The sequence below is a fragment of the Phenylobacterium sp. genome, from assembly GCF_016793285.1.
Lineage (GTDB): Bacteria > Pseudomonadota > Alphaproteobacteria > Caulobacterales > Caulobacteraceae > Phenylobacterium.
The window spans coordinates 48,288-66,769 of record NZ_JAEUMO010000010.1 but is presented as its reverse complement, the minus strand read 5'-3'; the positions used below and the strand labels follow the sequence as shown (position 1 = coordinate 66,769).

General features: G+C 67.9%; 23 protein-coding genes. 16 read left to right on the top strand and 7 right to left on the bottom strand.

From position 1 onward, the window contains the following. Window positions 1-347: 347 nt before the first annotated feature. The 9 genes from JNL41_RS01075 to JNL41_RS01035 all read left to right on the top strand — a co-directional run bounded on the left by JNL41_RS01075 (window position 348) and on the right by JNL41_RS01035 (window position 7,581). Window positions 348-659: a DUF736 domain-containing protein gene (locus JNL41_RS01075; protein ID WP_293472353.1), complete on the top strand. Its 312-nt coding sequence runs from the start codon at window positions 348-350 to the stop codon at window positions 657-659. 74 nt (window positions 660-733) lie between these two features. Continuing rightward, window positions 734-1,651 (top strand): zincin-like metallopeptidase domain-containing protein, encoded by a 918-nt coding sequence (locus JNL41_RS01070; RefSeq protein ID WP_293472352.1) that lies wholly within the window; start codon window positions 734-736, stop codon window positions 1,649-1,651. 497 nt (window positions 1,652-2,148) lie between these two features. Beyond that, entirely contained in the window at window positions 2,149-2,832 is a 684-nt protein-coding gene (locus tag JNL41_RS01065) for a hypothetical protein (RefSeq protein ID WP_293472351.1), read from the top strand. Window positions 2,833-2,869: 37 nt separating this feature from the next. Continuing rightward, window positions 2,870-4,240 (top strand): hypothetical protein, encoded by a 1,371-nt coding sequence (locus tag JNL41_RS01060; RefSeq protein ID WP_293472349.1) that lies wholly within the window; start codon window positions 2,870-2,872, stop codon window positions 4,238-4,240. 172 nt (window positions 4,241-4,412) lie between these two features. Then, on the top strand, window positions 4,413-4,928 hold the full coding sequence (gene mobC, locus JNL41_RS01055; protein WP_293472347.1) for a plasmid mobilization relaxosome protein MobC: 516 nt from the start codon (window positions 4,413-4,415) through the stop codon (window positions 4,926-4,928). After that, on the top strand, window positions 4,925-5,947 hold the full coding sequence (locus JNL41_RS01050) for a relaxase/mobilization nuclease domain-containing protein (RefSeq protein WP_293472345.1): 1,023 nt from the start codon (window positions 4,925-4,927) through the stop codon (window positions 5,945-5,947). Before mobC ends, JNL41_RS01050 begins: the two co-directional genes overlap by 4 nt. Before the next feature lie 193 nt (window positions 5,948-6,140). Next, window positions 6,141-6,602 (top strand): mobile mystery protein A, encoded by a 462-nt coding sequence (locus tag JNL41_RS01045; protein WP_293472343.1) that lies wholly within the window; start codon window positions 6,141-6,143, stop codon window positions 6,600-6,602. Beyond that, entirely contained in the window at window positions 6,599-7,192 is a 594-nt protein-coding gene (locus JNL41_RS01040) for a mobile mystery protein B (RefSeq protein WP_293472341.1), read from the top strand. The genes JNL41_RS01045 and JNL41_RS01040 overlap by 4 nt, the downstream gene beginning before the upstream one ends. 146 nt (window positions 7,193-7,338) lie before the next feature. Then, window positions 7,339-7,581, top strand: a complete 243-nt coding sequence (locus JNL41_RS01035; RefSeq protein WP_293472339.1) for a DNA-binding protein — start codon at window positions 7,339-7,341, stop codon at window positions 7,579-7,581. Between the two features lie 27 nt (window positions 7,582-7,608). Here JNL41_RS01035 and JNL41_RS01030 read toward each other — a convergent pair whose 3' ends face one another. The 3 genes from JNL41_RS01030 to JNL41_RS01020 form a co-directional block, all read right to left on the bottom strand. Beyond that, window positions 7,609-7,875 carry a ribbon-helix-helix domain-containing protein gene (locus JNL41_RS01030; RefSeq protein ID WP_293472337.1) on the bottom strand — a complete coding sequence of 89 codons (267 nt, stop codon included), beginning with the start codon at window positions 7,873-7,875 and terminating at the stop codon, window positions 7,609-7,611. Further along, window positions 7,872-8,537: a ParA family protein gene (locus JNL41_RS01025; protein WP_293472335.1), complete on the bottom strand. Its 666-nt coding sequence runs from the start codon at window positions 8,535-8,537 to the stop codon at window positions 7,872-7,874. The genes JNL41_RS01030 and JNL41_RS01025 overlap by 4 nt, the downstream gene beginning before the upstream one ends. A 104-nt stretch (window positions 8,538-8,641) precedes the next feature. Next, the gene (locus tag JNL41_RS01020) at window positions 8,642-9,700 is read right to left on the bottom strand and encodes a site-specific integrase (protein ID WP_293472333.1); all 1,059 of its coding nucleotides are present in this window, start codon (window positions 9,698-9,700) and stop codon (window positions 8,642-8,644) included. Window positions 9,701-9,813: 113 nt separating this feature from the next. Between JNL41_RS01020 and dusA the strand changes: the two genes are divergently transcribed. Continuing rightward, window positions 9,814-10,833, top strand: a complete 1,020-nt coding sequence (gene dusA, locus JNL41_RS01015) for a tRNA dihydrouridine(20/20a) synthase DusA (protein ID WP_293472331.1) — start codon at window positions 9,814-9,816, stop codon at window positions 10,831-10,833. Window positions 10,834-10,933: 100 nt separating this feature from the next. Here dusA and JNL41_RS01010 read toward each other — a convergent pair whose 3' ends face one another. The 3 genes from JNL41_RS01010 to JNL41_RS01000 all read right to left on the bottom strand — a co-directional run bounded on the left by JNL41_RS01010 (window position 10,934) and on the right by JNL41_RS01000 (window position 12,197). After that, window positions 10,934-11,440 carry a TIGR02281 family clan AA aspartic protease gene (locus tag JNL41_RS01010; protein ID WP_293472329.1) on the bottom strand — a complete coding sequence of 169 codons (507 nt, stop codon included), beginning with the start codon at window positions 11,438-11,440 and terminating at the stop codon, window positions 10,934-10,936. A 113-nt stretch (window positions 11,441-11,553) separates the two neighbouring features. Then, entirely contained in the window at window positions 11,554-11,772 is a 219-nt protein-coding gene (locus JNL41_RS01005) for a DUF1289 domain-containing protein (RefSeq protein WP_293472327.1), read from the bottom strand. Then, window positions 11,769-12,197, bottom strand: a complete 429-nt coding sequence (locus tag JNL41_RS01000) for a PaaI family thioesterase (RefSeq protein ID WP_293472325.1) — start codon at window positions 12,195-12,197, stop codon at window positions 11,769-11,771. Before JNL41_RS01000 ends, JNL41_RS01005 begins: the two co-directional genes overlap by 4 nt. Before the next feature lie 173 nt (window positions 12,198-12,370). On the opposite strand from JNL41_RS01000, the gene JNL41_RS00995 reads away from it, so the two are divergent. Together JNL41_RS00995 and JNL41_RS00990 are read left to right on the top strand one after the other, a co-directional pair. After that, window positions 12,371-12,706, top strand: a complete 336-nt coding sequence (locus tag JNL41_RS00995) for a hypothetical protein (protein WP_293472323.1) — start codon at window positions 12,371-12,373, stop codon at window positions 12,704-12,706. Between the two features lie 166 nt (window positions 12,707-12,872). Beyond that, window positions 12,873-14,327 (top strand): phospholipase D-like domain-containing protein, encoded by a 1,455-nt coding sequence (locus JNL41_RS00990; RefSeq protein WP_293472321.1) that lies wholly within the window; start codon window positions 12,873-12,875, stop codon window positions 14,325-14,327. 17 nt (window positions 14,328-14,344) lie between these two features. On the opposite strand, the gene JNL41_RS00985 is transcribed toward JNL41_RS00990, so the two are convergent. Beyond that, complete coding sequence (locus tag JNL41_RS00985) at window positions 14,345-15,085, bottom strand: endonuclease/exonuclease/phosphatase family protein (RefSeq protein ID WP_293472319.1); 741 nt, start codon at window positions 15,083-15,085, stop codon at window positions 14,345-14,347. Between the two features lie 119 nt (window positions 15,086-15,204). Here JNL41_RS00985 and JNL41_RS00980 point away from each other — a divergent pair, with 119 nt between their 5' ends. From JNL41_RS00980 to JNL41_RS00965, 4 genes are all read left to right on the top strand, one after another. Then, window positions 15,205-15,801 carry a hypothetical protein gene (locus tag JNL41_RS00980; RefSeq protein ID WP_293472317.1) on the top strand — a complete coding sequence of 199 codons (597 nt, stop codon included), beginning with the start codon at window positions 15,205-15,207 and terminating at the stop codon, window positions 15,799-15,801. 9 nt (window positions 15,802-15,810) lie between these two features. Further along, window positions 15,811-16,749: a TonB family protein gene (locus JNL41_RS00975; RefSeq protein WP_293472315.1), complete on the top strand. Its 939-nt coding sequence runs from the start codon at window positions 15,811-15,813 to the stop codon at window positions 16,747-16,749. Window positions 16,750-16,765: 16 nt separating this feature from the next. Beyond that, window positions 16,766-17,140, top strand: coding sequence for an energy transducer TonB (locus JNL41_RS00970; RefSeq protein WP_293472313.1), 375 nt, complete (start codon window positions 16,766-16,768; stop codon window positions 17,138-17,140). A gap of 134 nt (window positions 17,141-17,274) precedes the next feature. Then, on the top strand, window positions 17,275-18,480 hold the full coding sequence (locus JNL41_RS00965) for an acyl-CoA dehydrogenase family protein (protein WP_293472311.1): 1,206 nt from the start codon (window positions 17,275-17,277) through the stop codon (window positions 18,478-18,480). Window positions 18,481-18,482: the final 2 nt, after the last annotated feature.

The following is an 18,482-nucleotide window of genomic DNA, read 5'->3' as shown; positions in this document are numbered from 1 at the left end:
GACAAGGCGGGCGGCCCTTCTTCTTCTTTGCGAGCGTGACCGGCGTCGTTGTGATGTGGTTCCGGTCGCCAGGGCGAACACCTCACCTTCGCAACCGACCCATGCCGCCTCTCTGGCCTGATAGGGCCGAGGGGTTCGGGCCGTTCCGGCCCCGCTGATCGCCGCAACGCCGGCTCTTCGACTTCTTTCCCCTTCGGCTGCGCCGAATTCCTCGCGCGACAAACAAGTCGTCGCCGGCGTCCTCCGCTGCGCTGCGGGCCTGCGGCTGCGGCGCTCAGCGCCCCTCGTCCTGGAAATCGCCATCGAGGCCGCGATGGGCGCGGTCCGAGGAACAAGGAGACTTCATCATGGCGACCATCGGCACCTTCACCAAGGACGACGCCGGCAACTACAACGGCGCGATCAAGACCCTGACCCTCAACGTCAAGTCGGCAGTCCTGCGCAAGGCCGAAAAGGCCAACGACAACGCCCCAGACTTCCGCATCTTCTCCGGCGCCACCGAGTTCGGCGCCGCCTGGAAGAAGACCTCCAAGGAGGACCGGGCCTACCTCTCGGTCAAGCTGGACGACCCGAGCTTCCCGGCTCCGATCTACGCCAGCCTGGTCGACGCCGACGAGGGCTACAGCCTGATCTGGTCGCGCAGTCGCCAGACCGACTGACCTCCTCGCAGAGCGCCCCGCCGACCCCGGCGGGGCGCCGCTCCCCCCAGAAATCCAAACCACAGGAGGCCGCCATGATGCGCGCGTCCGAGACCTCACGCCCCGATTCCAAGCAAGACCTCTATAGCCGGGTCACCAACGCCATCATCGCCGACCTGGAGAACGGCGTTCGTCCCTGGACCAAGCCCTGGTCCGCCGAGCATCTGGCCGGGAAGATCAGCCGCCCGCTTCGCTCTACTGGCGAGCCTTACAGCGGCATCAACGTCATCCTGCTCTGGGCCGAAGCGGTGGCCCGCGGCTACACGGCGCCGATCTGGATCACTTTTCGACAGGCGCTGGCGCTCGGAGGCCACGTCCGCAAGGGCGAGCACGGTTCGACTGTCGTCTACGCCAACCGCATCACCCGCACGGAAGCGGGCGAAGGCGGCGAGGACGTTGAACGCTCGATCCCGTTCCTCAAGGCCTACACCGTCTTCAACGTCGATCAGGTGGAGGGACTGCCCGCCCACTTCCACGCCGTGCCTGAGCCCAAGCTCGACGTCGCCCAACGGATCGACCACGCCGACGCCTTCTTTGCGGCGACCGGCGCCGACATCCGTCATGGCGGCAATCAGGCCTACTACGCCCTGCAGCCCGACCACATTCAGATGCCGCCGTTCGAGTGCTTCCAAGACCCGGAGGCGTACTACGCGACCCTCGCCCACGAATGCACCCACTGGACCCGTCACCCGACCCGGCTCGACCGGGACTTCGGTCGCAAACGCTGGGGCGACGACGGCTACGCTCGCGAAGAGCTGGTTGCCGAGCTGGGCGCGGCGTTCCTCTGCGCCGACCTTGGGCTTGAGCTTGAGCCCCGGCCCGACCACGCCAGCTACATCGACAACTGGCTGAAGGTGCTGAAGGACGACCGGCGGTTCATCTTCACCGCCGCCGCCCACGCTCAGCGGGCGGCTGACTTGCTGCATCAGCAGCAGACGGCGGTCGCTGCCTAGCCCAAACAATGGCGGGCGCCTCGGCGTCCGCCATTTTCCGCTATTTTAAGGAGATGGCGGGAGGGGCGGTCCGGGGACCCGAACCCCCCTTTGGGAATTCCCCAATACCGCGACACGTCCGATACCCCGACACGTCGATATCCCGAAACCGTGAGACCGTGCTCGAGCCGAATTGCGGTAATCTTTCAGTCGCTTGTGCCCAGTGGTTCGCGTAGAAAAGCCGTTTGGACATCGTAGTCTGACGGATATAAGCGAACTCACCATCCGAGTTTGCCGGATTTCACGTAAACTCCGGCGCAGTTTCCGAAACTACGCATTCGACTCGTCGGCCGGCAATAAGCACAATGACGCCATCGTGAAGGTCATGGAACTAGCTGGCGTCCAAACCCAGCCGAATTCCAAAAAACCCTCGGTCGTCACGGTTCCTGGGGCAGATCGATAGCGAAGGGCCCGGCGTCCAAACCCGGGCCCGCCTTAACTTCAGGAGGTAGGCGTCCATGGCGCGAGGCAAGGCACGATCAATCCAGAGGCGGCAGCTCGACGCCCGCAAGAAGCTGTGGCCCGACCTGTCGAAGGACGAGCTGTGGGCCATGGGCAATGACGGGTGGGTAGCGCTGCCTCGTCTGATGCCGTTGATGATGAGCATCATGGACGACCTGTCCGGCAAAGGCTTTCCGGTCAGTCGCACCTACCTAGAGCTCTGGACGAGGGTCCGGATCGAAGAGAACTTCATCCCCCTTAATCGCCCGGAGGAAATGGCCTTCCACGCCGGCTTCGAGGGTCAACGCGCTCTGCGGACCTGGAAGGACCGCATGCAACGCTTGGCCGAACTGGGCTTCATCGGCTTGAAGGGTGGACCGCTGGGCGACCTATCCTACGCGGTGATCTACAATCCCTACTACGTCATCAAGCGCGCTTACCTCGCCAAGCTGGTCCACGACAATAAGTGGCAGGCCCTGGCGATCCGGGCCAATGAGGTGGGTGCCTTCGACCTCGACGACCTCAATGACGAGGGCAAACTCATCGTCGACGATGATGACGATGATGATGATGATGATGCATCTGCGGCGTCGGCGGTGAAGCCGACGCCGGCGGCCAAGCCAGCCTCAAGGCCTGCCGCCGGCACTCCGCTCAAACCTGGCTCCAGAATTCGCCGTCACGCCAAACCAGCGTCCAAGTGACTCGGCGATTGGCGCACACCGTCGAGGCGAGCGGTCGATGAACATCGCGCCCCTCGATGAGCGTAGGTTCAACGCGTTGGCGGGCTACATCCGCCAGCCGCACATTCTCATGGCGGTGCAGGAGTACGACTGGCTCGCCACCGACACGGAGCGGGTGCTTGGCATCCTGACCTGGGACCGGATCGACTATGACTTTGGCTGGATCGCTTTAGCTCGTGACGAGACGCTCAGCTATCGGGCGGTCGCGGTCCAGGCCTCGCTGCCGAGCACGGAAGCCGCCCGAGCAGATCTGATCGCGGCTATGCGGCGACTCGAGAACGAGGCCGACGAAACCTTCCACCAAGGCGATGCCGGTGCGGCGCCGGTCGACTTTTTCGCGCCGGTCGCTCCGCGCGAGCGATGGCACCCGAGCTTCCGCCTGCTGGTCGAGCACGCTCGGTACTCCCCGGCCCGCGAGATGATCGCGGCCATGATGCGATATTTCGAGGACGCCGACGGCAATTTCATTGAGCAGTTTCAGACAACGGGTTTCGACGCGCGGGTCTGGGAGCTCTATCTCTACGCCACCTTCACCGAGCTCGGCTTCGCTCTGGAGCCCGGACTGCAGGCGCCGGATTTCATTCTCAACGGACTAACAGGCTCGCTTGGCGTCGAGGCCACCTCGGCAAACCCAGCCCAGGGCGCCGCGCCCGAGCAGCCGCGCACACTGGAGGAGATGCGCGCCTACTTGGAGAACTACGTCCCGATCAAGCTCGCGGTGGCGCTGAAGAAGAAGCTGAACAAGCGAAAGCCGTACTGGGAAATCCCTGAAATGGCGGGCCTGCCCTTCGTCATCGCGCTGCAGGACTTCCACGCCTCTGGATGGATGCGCAGCATCGTGCCGGCGGCGACGGAGTATGTCTTCGGCGTGCGGCACTGGGTTGAGCAGGGCCACCGGAAGATTGCCTGGATCGACAAGCATCGCTTCGGCAAGCGCGTGGAGCGCTCGGGCTTTTTCCGGCTCCCCAAAAGCGAGCACATCAGCGCCGTCCTCGTGAACCCACAAGGGACGCTGGTGAAGTTCAACCGGCTTGGCTATCTCGCCGGGTTTGGCGACCGCCGCATCCGGATGGTCCGGACCGGCGTTCGTCGGTACGACAACGATCCTGTTGATCCCCGTCCGCGCCCATTCGCTGAAGAGGTCCACGGGCCTGACTACCGCGAGAGCTGGATCGAGGGCGCCGTGGTTCTACACAATCCTCACGCTGTCATTCCGCTTGACCCTAGCCTGCTGCCGGGTGCGACGCATGAGTTCCTTGAGGCGGACGGCCGGATCATGAGCCTGCTGCCATTCGAGCCGCCGCCATACATGGCGCAGACCGCCATCGAGTTGGCTGACGATCCAGCGAGCGTTCCAGAACGCACCTAGCCCCAACTATCGAATCTGGCCCGGCTGGGGCGCCCCGAAGGGGCGGCGGGCGAGCGTTGGCGGGGCGTAGGCTTACGCATCGCCAGCGCCGAGGGGAGGGGCCAGTCTGAGTTCGCCGCTGTCTAGGGCAGGATAGCCTTCGCGGCGGCGGATCACTACGTGGAGCGGCCCAGTGGCCAATCTCAGCCTTCGGGTGTCCGACGATTTGCTGGCCCGGTTCGACGCCGCTGCGGGCGGGCAGGGCGGTCGAGCGCCGACCTTGCGGCGCCTGATGGATCAGGCCGCTGCCGGGTCGCCAGCGCCTGGCGGGCGGCTTCCGGCACGTCCCCTGAAGCTGACGGTGCGTCTCTCCGCCGACGACGGCGAGGGCTTGGCGCACGAGGCTGCCAGCATGGCGCTGACCCCGAACGGGTGGGTAGCCGCGCTCATCCGTCACCGCCTTCACGGCAGGCCGACCTTTCGGCCCGGCGACGCTATCGCCCTCCTCGCCATACAGGGCGAGGTGAGGCGGATCGGCGTGAACGTGAACCAGATCGCCCGGGCGCTGAACACCGCGGTCATGGAGGGTAAGGTGCTCGACCTGGAGGTGGCCTACCTCGACGCCCTGCGGACAGAGCTACGTGCGCACATGTTCACACTGCGCGAGGCGTTCGAGGGCAATCTCGCCTATTGGGCCGTCGAGCCATGACCGACTTCCACACGGTCCCAGGGTTCGAAGACGTCTGGCGTGCCCCGGTGCTGCCGCGGATCGTGCGGCCGCACACAGTCCTGCGACCGGCGTCGGCTTCCCCTGGCGGCGCGCGGGCACGGCTGGAGCGTCTTGTTGCTCGCGCTCCCGAGGTGATGGTCAAGGTGACCGGCCGCACGCGAGACGGTGCGCATCTGCGTGCGCACCTGGAATACATCTCGCGCAACGGCCAGCTGGAACTTGAGGGCGCCGACGGCGCACTGCTCGTCAGCCGCCACGACGTCGCGGACCTGGCGGACGAATGGGCCGGGGCGGCGCGCGCCGACAAAACCGGCCGCAAGGACTCGCCGATCAGCCATTCTGTCATCCTGTCGATGCCGGCCGGCACGAACGAGATCGCGGTGCGCGACGCCGCGCGGTCCTTCGCGGCGGACATGTTCGCAGGTCGGCACGACTACGTGTTCACGCTGCACACCGATACGCCACGTCCACATGTTCACCTGTCCATCTGTTCGCGTGGCCACGCAGGCGAGCGGCTGAACCCCAAGAAAGCCGACTTGGAGCTCTGGCGGCAAACCTTCGCCCAGGCGCTGCGTGACCGCGGCGTTGAGGCTGAAGCGACGCCGAGGCGCGCCAGGGGTGTCACGCGAAAGGCCGAGCGGACGCCGCTGCGGAAGATCCGGGATCGGCATGAGTCCGGAGCCGGCGCGATGGCTCATGTGCGGCAGACCGCTTATCGCGAGGCGGCCGGCGCCGCCTTTCAGGGCCAGACGGGGCGAACGCCTTGGGAGCAGAGGATCGTGGAGCGGCAGCGGACTGTTCGCGGGCTGTACCTGGCCCAAGCCCGGTTGCTCGGCCAATCAGGCGATGCTGCCGACAGGGCGTTGGGCGCCAAGGTTGAAGCGTTCGTGCGCGACATGCCTCGGTCGGATACGCAGCGCCTGGCTCTGGCTCGGGAACTTCGGGCGGCGAACGAGGCGATGCGCCGACGTGGCGATGATCGCGAGCGTTCCCGCTGAGGTGTGAACGGGTGAACCTGTGAACGGCCTGACATGCGAACACGGCCCCGGTGGCAAACGACGGGCTTGTATGCGCGATAGCCTATAGGTGATTGGAGTGTGGAAAAAATATAATCTATGGATTATCGTGCAGTGGAAAGTTAATCATCTATGGGTTATAGCGTGAAGCCGATTTGATAATGCAGAGGCTATCATGCCTGCCACCGACAGGGCCGCCCGCGCCCTCGACCTGAGACTTACGCTGGTCCGGAACTGGTCCGTCGCGCGGCCGCCGCGTGGTTGGCTGCGAGCGATCCGTGATGCGCTCGGCCTGACCACCAAGCAATTCGCCAGGCGGCTGGGTGTCAGCCAGCCGCGGGTGGTCGCGCTGGAGCAGGGTGAGGTGGACGAGACCGTCACCCTGGCCAGCCTGCGCCGCGCCGCCGAGGCGATGGACTGCCAGTTGGTCTACGCCATGGTCCCGAACCGTCCGCTCGTTGACATGCTTCGCGAGCGTGCGGAGGCCAAGGCCGACGAGCAGATCGCGAGCGTGAACCACACCATGCGCCTTGAGAACCAGGCGCTCACGGCTGGCGACCAGCGGCGGCAGCGCGAACTCCTGATAGACCAGCTGCTTCGCGGGAACCTCAGTCGCCTGTGGGATGAGCCGGCGTGACCGACCCACTCTTCGAGACGGATGACGAGGCCAACACGCCGCTCACCCCCGAGGGGCGGCAGGGCCTGATCCCGACCTACATCACCACGCGGGCGGAGTTGAACGAGGCCGAGCAGGAGAACATCGCCGAGGCCGACCGCTGGGCGTTTTCGCGCAAGCGCGCCGATGTCGTCGACGTCGACTTCTTGATGGCGCTGCATCGCCGGATGCTGCGGAAGGTCTGGCGTTGGGCCGGCGTTCAGCGGACGACCGAGCTGAACATCGGCGTCGCGCCGCATGCCATCGCGGTGGACCTCCACACCCTGGTGGGCGACGTCCGCTACTGGATCGACCACCAGACCTTTCCGCCCGACGAGATCGCCGTGCGGTTCCACCACCGGCTTGTCGCCATTCATCCGTTCCCGAACGGCAACGGGCGCCACGCCCGCTTGGCCGCGGATCTGCTGATCGTGCAACTCGGCGGCCACCGTTTCAGCTGGGGCCGGGCCAATCTGGTCGAGGCCGCCAAGACCCGGAACGACTACGTCCGGGCGCTGCAGGCCGCCGACGCCCACGACATAGCGCCGCTCCTGGCTTTCGCCCGCAGCTAGCGCCGCCGGCCCCGGCGGCGGGTAGACTTACGCCTTTCCCGCCGGGCCTTCGCCTGGATAGGTGAGTCGCATGCCGTCCTTCGCTTCGCACGGTTGCGGACACCCCCGGATGGCGCGGAGGACTTGCGATGTTTGAAGGCGCCCCAATGCCGCCCCGCCTGCTCCGGACCTCGGAAGCCGGGCGCTTCCTCGGCCTCTCAGGGCGAACGCTCGAGAAGCATCGCACCTATGGAACCGGGCCGACCTACCGAAAGATCGGCGGTCGTGTGGTCTATGCGATCGACGACTTGCAGACCTGGGCCGATCGCGGGGCCAAGTCCTCGACCTCCGATCCGGGCCAAGGCCGCGTCCTGCCGGCTCGCCCTCAGGAGTCCCGCTCGTTCGGCTGAACGGCCTCAGCCCGCGACGGCTGGACCTCAGCGTTCCCCGAAGGGGTGCTTTCCATACTTGCGCATGAGGTCGTCGAACGCCTCGCCCATGAGGGCTTGAAGGCTCGACCCTTGCTCCAGGGCCAACAGATGCAATCCGCGGCTGACGTCGGGACTGAAGTAGCCGCTGACCGCCTTCTTTCCCATCCTGGCGAGCGGTTTCGCCGCGGTCGGACTCTCCTGATCCGGGGCGGCCCCAGCCGGGGCGGGAGCGGGCTTAGCCTTCTCCGACTTGATCGCAGCGAACCGGCTCATCCGACGGCCGCCGGCATACGAACAGGTTCACGCGTGGACATGTTCAACTGCTCTCGTGTCCAGCACCAAAGCGCCGTGATCTCGGCCGCGGCCTTTCCGTCATGGTCGAACTCGTCGGCGGTCCGGCCTTGCGCGGTGCTGTGATGAAAGGCGGCACGCTCCGGCAAGGTAACGGGCGCGAGCTGCAGGCCGAAGGAGCCCTCGATCACCTCGGCGGCCTCCTTGTAGATTAGCGGCGCCCGAGGCGGCCCCGCCATCAGCACGACGAATGCCGGCTTCTGGCTGGCCTTCACCAGTTCAGCGGTCGCTTCGATGGCGGCCAGATCGAACGCCTTGGGGCGGCACGGCACCAGGATGAGGTCGGCGAGGCGCGCCGCCTGCCGCGACATCGCGTCGGCGTGGGGCGGCGTGTCGATCACCGCCAATTCGGCGCCGAGTTCGGCGGCCTTGCTCAACTTGCCCGCCAGCAGGGTTGGCGCGCCGCAGTCGATGATTTCTGGATCGGCGCCCTTGCGCCACTCGCCCCAACGGCTCGCGGTCGCCTGGGGATCGGTGTCCACGATGAGGCTGACGAACTCGGGCGCGGCGGCCGAGGCCAAATGGACGGCGAGGGTGGTTTTCCCGGCTCCGCCCTTCTGGCTGATGATGGCGATTGTCTTCATGTGAACCTCCACACAGGCCGCCATGTGAACAGGCTCACGTGTGGTCGCCAGAGGGCCGCCGCGATCAGCGTGCTCTGGCGTAGAACTGGATAGGAATCGGACGGTTAGGCGACGCGGTTGAGGTGATCGTGCAGGGACTCTGGGCGGATGTGCGTGTAGCGACGCAGCATCTTCCAGTCCTTGTGGCCGGTGACCAGGGCGACCTGTTCGATCCGGAAGCCAGCCTCGAACAGCCGGCTCGTTCCCTCATGCCGCATGTCGTGGAAATGCAGGTCCTCGATCTCAAGGTCCTGGCAAGCCCGGGTGAAGGCCGCGCTGACGGATTTGTGGTTGTAGGGGAAGATGCGGTCATCCTCGTTGGCGCGAATGGCCCGTTGCTCCTCAATCAGCTCGATAGCGTCGTATCCCGACACCTTCAGCAGGGGGATGCGCTGGTCGTTGCCCTTCTTTTGGCGGGGATCCTTGCGGTCTCTGATCAGGAGCATCTTTGTCCGCGCGTTCAGGTCCTCCCAGGTCACACGGCTGATCTCCTCCTGCCGCATGGCCGTGGCGATCGCGAACTTCACGATGCGCGACATGGGGATCAGCTGCCTGTCGTTCTCATCCCAGAGCTTGAAGAGCTTCTCCAACTCCTCCTCGGTCGGCCGGCGGTCCCGCTCGTTGGACTTGCCGGTGAGGCCGAGCCGCTTCAACGCGACCCGGCCAAGATCGACCGGCTCGACATTGACGGGAAGCCCGTGGACCGCCGCGGCATGTTGGATGACCAGCTTGATCACGCCGACATCCATGCTCACCGTCACCGGGCCCGCGCCTTCCTTGGCCCGCTCGCGCCCGAACTTCACGATCCGCTCGCGGTCGATCTCTACCATGCTTAGCGATCCCAACCGGCGCTTCAGCATGGCGAGTGTGGCTTCCTTCGATCGGCCAGGCGCCTTGCCGACTTCCTCCATGTCGCTGATATGGAGGTCGATCAGGTCGCCGAATGTCTTGAGCTTGCCGATGCGCGACATCGTTGGGCTCACGCCCCGGTCGATCTGGCGCTCGGCGTCGACGGACCAGCGCTTGGCGTCTTCGTAGCGGATGAACGTCTCGCTTACGGAGCGGCCCTTGCGACGAACCTGGACGCGCCAAGCGCCGGATTCCTGTTTGCGGATCGAAGCCATTTTCGGTGCAAATCCGGTGCGGAGAGATTGAGAAAACCTGCGAACGACGTCGTAATTTGGCGTAGTTTTTCGTAGCCGACGGACCGGCTAGTGACTTGAGTTGTAACGAGAAAATGCCAGAAAATCAACACCATAGATTTTCTATTGCCCCTATGATGGACTGGACGGACCGGCATTGCCGGGTCCTGCATCGGGCGCTGTCGGCGCGGGCGCTGCTCTATACGGAGATGCTGACGACGGGGGCGGTGCTGCACGGGGACCGTGCGCGGTTGCTCGCGTTCTCGCCGCAGGAGCATCCGGTGGCGCTGCAACTGGGCGGATCGGAGCCGGCGGACCTGGCCGAGGCGGCGCGGATCGGCGAGGCCGAGGGCTACGACGAGATCAACCTCAACGTCGGCTGCCCGTCCGACCGGGTGCAGTCGGGCCGGTTCGGCGCCTGCCTGATGCGCGAGCCGCAGCTGGTGGCCGAGTGCATGGCGGCCATGGGGGCGGCGGTGAAGGTCCCGGTGACGGTGAAGTGCCGGATCGGCGTGGACGAGCAGGATCCCGAGGAGAGCCTGTTCCGCCTGGTGGAGCTCTGCGCGCAGGCCGGCGTCGGCCTCTTCGTCGTGCATGCCCGCAAGGCGCTGCTGAAGGGGCTGTCGCCGAAGGAGAACCGCGACGTGCCGCCGCTGAACTATCCGCTGGTGTGGCGGCTGAAGCGGGAGCGGCCGGACCTGACGATCGTCATCAACGGCGGCGTGGGCTCGCTGGACGAGGCGCAGGCGCACCTGCAGCACGTCGACGGCGTGATGCTGGGCCGCGCCGCCTATCACACGCCGGCCATCCTGGCGGAGGTCGACAGCCGCATCTTCGGCGAGGGCGGCGCGGGCGACCCGTTCGCGGCCGTCGAGGCCTACCGCGGCTACGTGGCCTCGGAGCTGGCCCGCGGCACGCACCTCGCCGCGATGACCCGGCACATGCTGGGGCTGTTCCACGGCCGCCCGGGGGCGCGGACCTGGCGCCGCATCCTCACGGTGGAGGGCGTGAAGGCGGGGGCGGGCCTGGAGGTGATCGACGAGGCGCTGGCGGTCGTCCGCGAGGGCGACAGCCGCAAGCGGACGCCGGTGCCGGCGACCGCCCTTTCGGTCTGAAGAGGCGAGCGGCTGGGCCCGGAACTCGTGGAGCCCGCCTCTGAGTCATGCCGTCCGGGTCCCGGCGTTCGCCGGGACGAGCGGGAATCTGGCGCGGACCTCAGGGCTCGAAGCGCAGCGTGTCGCGCGTGGCCTCGAAGCGGGTGAGGCGGCCCAGGTAGCTCATCCCCAGCAGCGAGACGTCCAGCCCGTCATCGACGACCAGGGCCTGCACGTTCTCCAGCCGCGCCCCGTTCACCGACACGGACGCGAGCGTGACCGCCGAGGCGCGCATCGAGCCGCCGGCGGTGGTGACGTCGAAGCCGCGCTTCAGCTCTGCGGTCCTGATGCCGAGGCGCCGCGCATCCTCGGGGGTCAGCGCCACGGCCGTCGCGCCGGTGTCGACCAGGAAGCGCACCGGCTTGCCGTTGACCTCGGCGTCGGCCCAGAAGTGGCCGTCCGAGCCCTTGGCCACCGCGCCCGAGCCCGGCCTGGGCGGGCCGGCCGCGAAGCCGGCGGCTTCCAGCCGCGCCATGCGCAGCGGCTGCGGATCGATGGCGGCCATCGCGCCCGCGCTGGCGGCGGCGGACAGGGCCGCGACAAGCGTGAGCCTGCCGAGAGAAGACACCACAACATCACCTGGTAAGCGGCCGTTCTGGCCTGTCTTGTGCGGCGATGGTTACCCGCTCAGCGTTGGAAACCCGTGAATCGACAGGGTTTCCCGGTGCTTAACCGTGTGGCTCAGAAGAGGCCGAGCTTCTCGGGGCGGATCAGGCCGCGGCGGCCGGGCAGGTCCTCGAGGATCGCTTCGCGCTCGGCGTCGGTGAACCGCGTCCACTGCGCCACCTCGGCGAGCTTGCGGTAGCAGCCGAGGCAGAGGCCGCTTTCGCCGTCGACCACGCAGACCTTGATGCAGGGGGTCTTGATCGGGGCGGGCGGCGCGGCGCTCACGCCGCTCATCCCGGGATCGCGTAGGTGACGTTGGCCTGGGCCGCTAGCCGGTCGGGGTTCTCGCTCCACATCCGCACGTCGCAGACCGCGAGGCGGCGGCCGAGGCGCAGCAACTCGCACTCGGCGTGGATGTCGCCCGGCTGGGCGCCGCGCAGGAAGCTCATCGTCAGGTGCGAGGTCACGGCCATCAACTGCGGGCCGATGTGGGCGAGCGTGATCGCGTAGGCGGCGTTGTCGGCCACGCCCATCAGCGTCGGGCCGGAGATCACGCCGCCGGGCCGCAGGATTCCCTCGCGATAGGGCGAGATCATGTGCAGCCGCCCGGGCTCGATCTCGGTCACCCTCGCCATCAGGGCAGGGTCGGCGTCAGGGAAGGCCCGGCGCAGGAGCGCGTTCACGCCGTCCACGTCGAGTTTCGGTTCCAGCTTCAGCATAGCAACCATCTGACACGATGTGACCGCATCATTACAAGTCGTTTATGCTTCGACGTAACAACTATGTATCATGACTTAATATTAATGCGCGAATACTGATTATTGCAGCTTGTTCATTTGAGATGAGGCGAGGCCGCGTGCAGTCTTCGTTCAGATTTCCAGGGAGAACGCTTATGAAGTTCGCAGCCTTCGCACTTGCCGCCGCCGCGCTGACCGCCGGTTCGGCCGTCGCCGGCGACCGCGTCACCGACGTGGATTTCCTCAAGGCCAACCGTTGCAAGGGCCTGGCCACGTCGATCACCGGCGTCGTCGACCCGGCCAGCCTGGACAGCTTCATCAAGGCCGAGCGCGGAACGCGCGCCGCCTACATCTCGGAACGTGCCTCGGAAGAGTTCGCCAAGGCGAGGAAGGAAGGCCGCAGCGCCGACCGCAAGGAGCGCCTGACCGCCGAACTGGCCGGCCCGTGCCAGGCCTACATGGGCGGCGCGTCCGCGATGGCCAAGCAGTAGGTCCCCGAGACACCCCGCATCGAGTCCCAAGCCCAACTGACCGGCTCTCGTCCGCCGGCGCGCCGCTCCCCGAGCGGCGCGCTTCTTTTTTTGCCAGGAACCAAGCTCGGCCATAGGCTTTGATGCGAAGCGGCGTGTGCGCGGCCGCAGGCGAGGGGCGTTGTCGATGTCGCTGCTGATCCCCGGCGAGACCTGCTGGCGGACCGAGCGGGCCGACCGCGCGGCCTTCCTGATCGACACCGAGGCCTATTTCACCGCGCTCGCCGAGGCGTTGCAGAAGGCGCGGCGCTCGATCCTGATCCTGGGCTGGGGCTTCGACCCGCGCACGCGCCTGACGCCCGACGGCCGCGACGGCCCGGCCGACGCGGACGAGGTGGGCCGGGTGCTCCTGCGGATCGCGTGCGAGCGACCGGAAGTGGATGTGCGCCTGCTGATCTGGAAGTCGGCGCTGCCCATCAGCGCGACGCAGGAGTTCTTCCCGCACAAGGCGCGCAAGTGGTTCCGGAACACGCCCGTCAAGTTCCGCCTGGACGACCAGATCCCCCTGGGCGCCTGCCACCACCAGAAGGCGGTCATCATCGACGACCGGCTGGCGTTCGTGGGCGGCGGCGACATCGCCGTCGACCGCTGGGACACGCCCGGCCATCTCGAGCAGGACATGCGGCGCATCATGCCCGACCAGGAGTGCCACGCGCCGCGGCACGAGGTGATGATGATGGTCGACGGCGCCGCGGCGCGCGCGCTGGGCGACCACTTCCGCGAGCGGTGGCGCTTCGGCGTGGACGAGGTCCTGGCGCCGCCCGAGGACGCCGGCGGCGACCCCTGGCCCGACCGCGTGCCGCCGTCGCTCCTGCACCCGCAGGTGTCGATCGCGCGCACCCGCCCGGCCTGGGGCGGCGAAGGGCGGATCGAGGAGATCGGCCGGCTGGCCCTGCGCTGCATCGCCGAGGCGAAGGAGACCATCTACCTGGAGAACCAGTACTTCACGTCGCCGGTCGTCACCGAGGCGCTGGCGCGGCGGCTGGGCGATCCGGACGGCCCCGACATCGTGCTCGTCGCCACCGGCCAGTCGCCGAGCTGGTTCGACCGGCTCACCATGGACCACGCCCGGGGCGCGATGGTGTGGCGGCTGCGGGTGGCCGACGTGTTCGGCCGCTTCCGTGCGCTCTACCCGACGACGCCGGCCGGCTCGAAGATCATCGTCCACTCCAAGACCAGCATCTTCGACGATCGGATCGTGCGGATCGGCTCGGCCAACCTGAACAACCGCTCGATCGGCTACGACAGCGAACTGGAGCTCGCCGTCGAGGCCGACGAGGACGAGGCGCGCCTGGCGGTCGGCGCCTTCCGCGACCGGCTCGTGGGCCATTTCATGGGCGTGACCGGCGACATGGTCTCCAAGACGCGCCGGGAACGCGGCGGGCTCTGCGCCGCCATCGACCACCTCAACCGCGGCGGCCGCCTCAAGCCCGTGGATCCCCGGCGCGGCAGCGCGATGCAGGAGTTCTTCGCCAACCTGCACCTGGGCGACCCGTCCGACCCCAGCGACGCCTGGCGGCCGTTCCGCCGGCGCGACCGCCTGTTCGGCCAGGCGCGCGAACTCACCACGCGGCCACGCTAGACCAGAGCCTTCGGCGCTCAGCCCGAGGGCGCGAGGTCGAAGTCCATCACCAGGGGCAGGTGGTCGGAGGCCACACGGCTCAGCGGGTCGAAGGGCGCGAAGACGTCGTCCACCCGGATGCCGGGGCTCACGAAGTGGTGGTCGATGCGCAGCACCGGCAGCGGCGAGGGGAAGGTCGACGTCGGCTGTCGGCGCCGCGCGAGCGTGCGGGCCGGCCGCAGGCGCCGGGTCAGGGTGCGGTAGACGAGGGAGCTCGCGGTGGCGTTGAAGTCGCCCAGCAGGATCGCCGGCCCCCGGCACTCGGGGTGCTCCAGCCACTCGGGGCCCGCCAGGTGCGCCGCCTGGATCTGCTGCTCGCGCGGGACGAGGCCCAGGTGGGTGTTGACGATCTGCAGCGGCCGCCCCGCGACCTCCACCTCGATCCACAGCGCCCCGCGCGGCTCCAGCCCGCGGATGCGATCGTAGCCGGGCAGGGCGGCGGCCTTCACCAGCCGCTCGGGCAGGCCCGTGAGGATGGCGTCGCCATAGCGTTCCTCCTCCACCTGCATCGCGGGGTGGAAGTGGTGGGCCATGTCCAGGCGCCGCGCGATCTCGTGCGCTTGGTCGACGCCGCCCGTGCGGCGGCGGCCCACGTCCAGCTCCTGCAGCGCCACGATGTCGGGGTCGAGCGCCGCCAGCACGGCGGCGACGCGGCCCACGTCGAGGCGGCGGTCGTTTCCGACGCAGCGGTGGACGTTGTAGGTCACGATACGGGGCATGGAAGCGGGGGTTGTGGCGGCTCGGGGCCGCAGAGGCAATGAAAACGGGGGCAAGGTTGCCAACTCCCATCCTCAGGGTTCAGTTTCCCGGGCGCTGGTTTGTCATCCGGGGGAGAACGATGAGCGCAGCCCTTGTCGCGGTCCTGTTCCTGCAAGGCGCCGCTGCGGCCCAGCGCCCGGCGCCGTCCACGGCCGACCTGCCGCCCTGGAGCCGGACGCCCACGGCCGAGGACATGACCAAGGCCTACCCGCCCGAGGCGCTGGCCGCCAATTTCGCCGGCTCGGCCACCATCGAATGCACCGTGGGCGCCACGGGCGCGCTCGGCGACTGCGTGACCATCAACGAGACGGCCCCGGGCTTCGGCGCGGCGGGGCTGGCGGTGGCCGACAAGTTCCAGTTGCCGCTCAGGAGCCCGTCGGGCGCCAGCACGGTGGGCCGCAACGTCCGCTTCCCGATCCGCTGGCTGAACCCCACCAGGGCCAAGCTCGAGACCGCCGTGATGTACGACGACGAAGGCCGCGTCGGGAACGTCGCGTTCAACTGCCGCGTCCGCGAGGACCGCGCGCTCGACAACTGCGTGGTGGTCGACGCGCGGCCGGCGGGCACCAACCTGTTCGCCGTCGCCGGCCCGGTGGCGCTGCGCGCCAAGGCCCCCGCCAACATCAAGGCCGGCACGCGGGTGCTGATGGTCGTCGAGCTCCGCGCGAACAGATAGGGCAGGGTCATGTTGAGTTCCGTCCTTGCGGCCGCCCTGATGCAGGCCACGGCGCCCGCCGCCCCGGCCGCGCCGTCGATCATCACCAACCCGGACTGGCAGCGCCGTCCGAGCGGCCAGGACGTCGGCCGGCTCTATCCCAAGGCCGCGTTGAAGGACGACCTGGCCGGGCGCGCCACGATCTCCTGCGACGTGGCCGTCGATGGGCGGCTTACCGGGTGCCGCGCGACCTCGGCCAATCCGGAAGGCGCGGGCTTCGAGGAGGCGGCCCTCGCCATGGCCGACGTGTTCCGCATGCGGCCGCTCACGAAGGACGGTCGCCCGGTGGCGGGCGGCGTCGTTCGGATCCCGATCATGTTCATCATACCGGCCAACCTCCGCGCCACGCCGGTCGCCGCGCGGAGTCCCGAGGTGAAGGCCGAGATCGTGGAGCTGGACTGCCGCTACAGGGACCTGCACCTCGACAACTGCTTCGCGCGCGGCGCGAGCACGGCGAAGGCGCAGGAGGTGGCGCTGAAGCTCGCCGAGGACGTCACCCTGCCGCCGTTGCCGACCGCGCGCCGGCAAGGCCGGATCGTGCTTCCGCTCGTCTTCACCGATGCGTCCGGCGCCATGGCGTCGCCCGACGTGGTGACGCGGCCGATCTGGCACGACCGCCCGACGATCCAGGACGTCTACCGCGCCTACCCGCCGGCCGCGAAGAAGAGCGGCGAGGTGGGCAACGTGGTCGTCGAATGCCAGATGGAGGGCCGCGGGCCGCTCGGCGCCTGCACGGTGCTCAGCGAGGATCCCGCCGGCCGGGGCTTCGGTGCGGCGGCGCTGACGCTGATGCCGAAGTTCCGCGCCGACGAGGCCGACGCCTTCGGCCTGAAGGTGGCCGGCCGCAAGGTGCGCATCCCGATCCGCTTCTCCTCCGCCCCGCCGCCGACGCGCGGGACGGGGAACTGAGGGAGGACGCGAGGCCATGGTCGCGTTGGCGCTCGCCGCGATGCTGCAGGCCGTGGCGCCCGTCGAGGCTACCGCCTCGTCGGCAGGCCGTGAGATCGCCAACCCGGACTGGCGCCGGGTCGAGCGGGGCGGCAGTCCGCTTCGCTTCTACCCGGCCGCCGCGCAGAGACGCGGAATAGAAGGGTCGGCGACGATCGCCTGCGTCGTCGACGCCGGCGGCATGCTTCATGACTGCCAGGTGCTTTCCGAGGCGCCAGTCGGTGTGGGCTTCGGCGAAGCGGCGGTTCGGATGTCCGTGCTCTTCCGGATGCATCCGTTGGACAAGGATGGTCAGAAGGTCGACGGCGGCGTGGTGCGAATTCCCATTCGATTCCGCTTGCCGCGCCGCTGACTCCAGCGCGCGGGCGTCTGGGAAACCCGGCTTCCGCTGACGTTGACGCAAGCGTCATCTTTCGCAGCGCCACTGCCTTGCGTATAGGGTCGGTCCGATACGGCGTAAGCTGCACGCCCTGACGGAGGACGGCCATGAACCTCGATTTCACCCCGGAAGAGAACACCTTCCGCGAAGAGGTCCGGACCTTCATCAAGGAGAACTACCCGGCTGCGCTGCGCAAGGCGCAGGACGAGGGCCGTCCGCTGACCAAGGACGAGTACCTGATGTGGCACAAGATCCTGGCCAAGAAGGGCTGGGTCGCGCCGGGCTGGCCGAAGGAACTGGGCGGCACGGGCTGGACGCCCACGCAGAAGTACATCTGGTCGGAAGAGACCGCGCGCGCCGACTGCCTGCCGATCCTGCCGTTCGGCATGTCGATGCTGGCGCCGGTGATCTACACGTTCGGCACCGACGAGCAGAAGAAGACGTTCCTGCCCGACATCTACAACGGCGACGTCTGGTGGTGTCAGGGCTACTCCGAGCCGGGCGCCGGGTCGGACCTGGCCAGCCTGAAGACCAAGGCCGAGCGGATCACCGCCGACGACGGCAAGGAGTACTACATCGTCAACGGCCAGAAGACGTGGACGACGCTGGGCCAGCACGCCGACTGGGGCTTCTTCCTGGTCCGCACCGATCCCGACGCCAAGCCGCAGTCGGGCATCTCGTTCCTGCTGATCGACATGAAGACGCCGGGCATCGAGGTCCGGCCGATCATCACGCTCGAGGGCGGCCACGAGGTGAACGACGTCTTCCTCGACAACGTGAAGGTGCCGGTCGAGAACCGCATCTTCCACGAGAACCAGGGCTGGACCTGCGCCAAGGCGCTGCTGGCGCACGAGCGCAGCGGCATCGCCGGCGTGGCGCGCTCGAAGCGCAACCTCGAGAAGCTGCGGACCATCGCCAACACCGAGCGGTCGGACACGGGCAGCGCCCTGCTCAGCGACTCCTTCTTCCGCCGCAAGGTGGCCGAGTTGGAGATCGACCTGACGGCGCTGGAGTTCACCGAACTGCGCACCCTGGCGGGCGAGTCGAGCGGCAAGGGCCCCGGCCCGGAGAGCTCGATCCTCAAGATCAAGGGCACCGAGATCCAGCAGCGCCTGCAGGAGCTGGCCCTGGAGGCCGTGGGCCACTACGGCGCGCCGTTCCTGCGCGACCTGTCGGGCTCGAACGCCACCGTGGGCCCCGACTACGCCGACGGCCTGGCGGGCGAGATGTTCAACGGCCGCAAGACCTCGATCTACGGCGGCTCCAACGAGATCCAGCGCAACATCATCGCCAAGATGGTGCTGGGGCTTTAGGG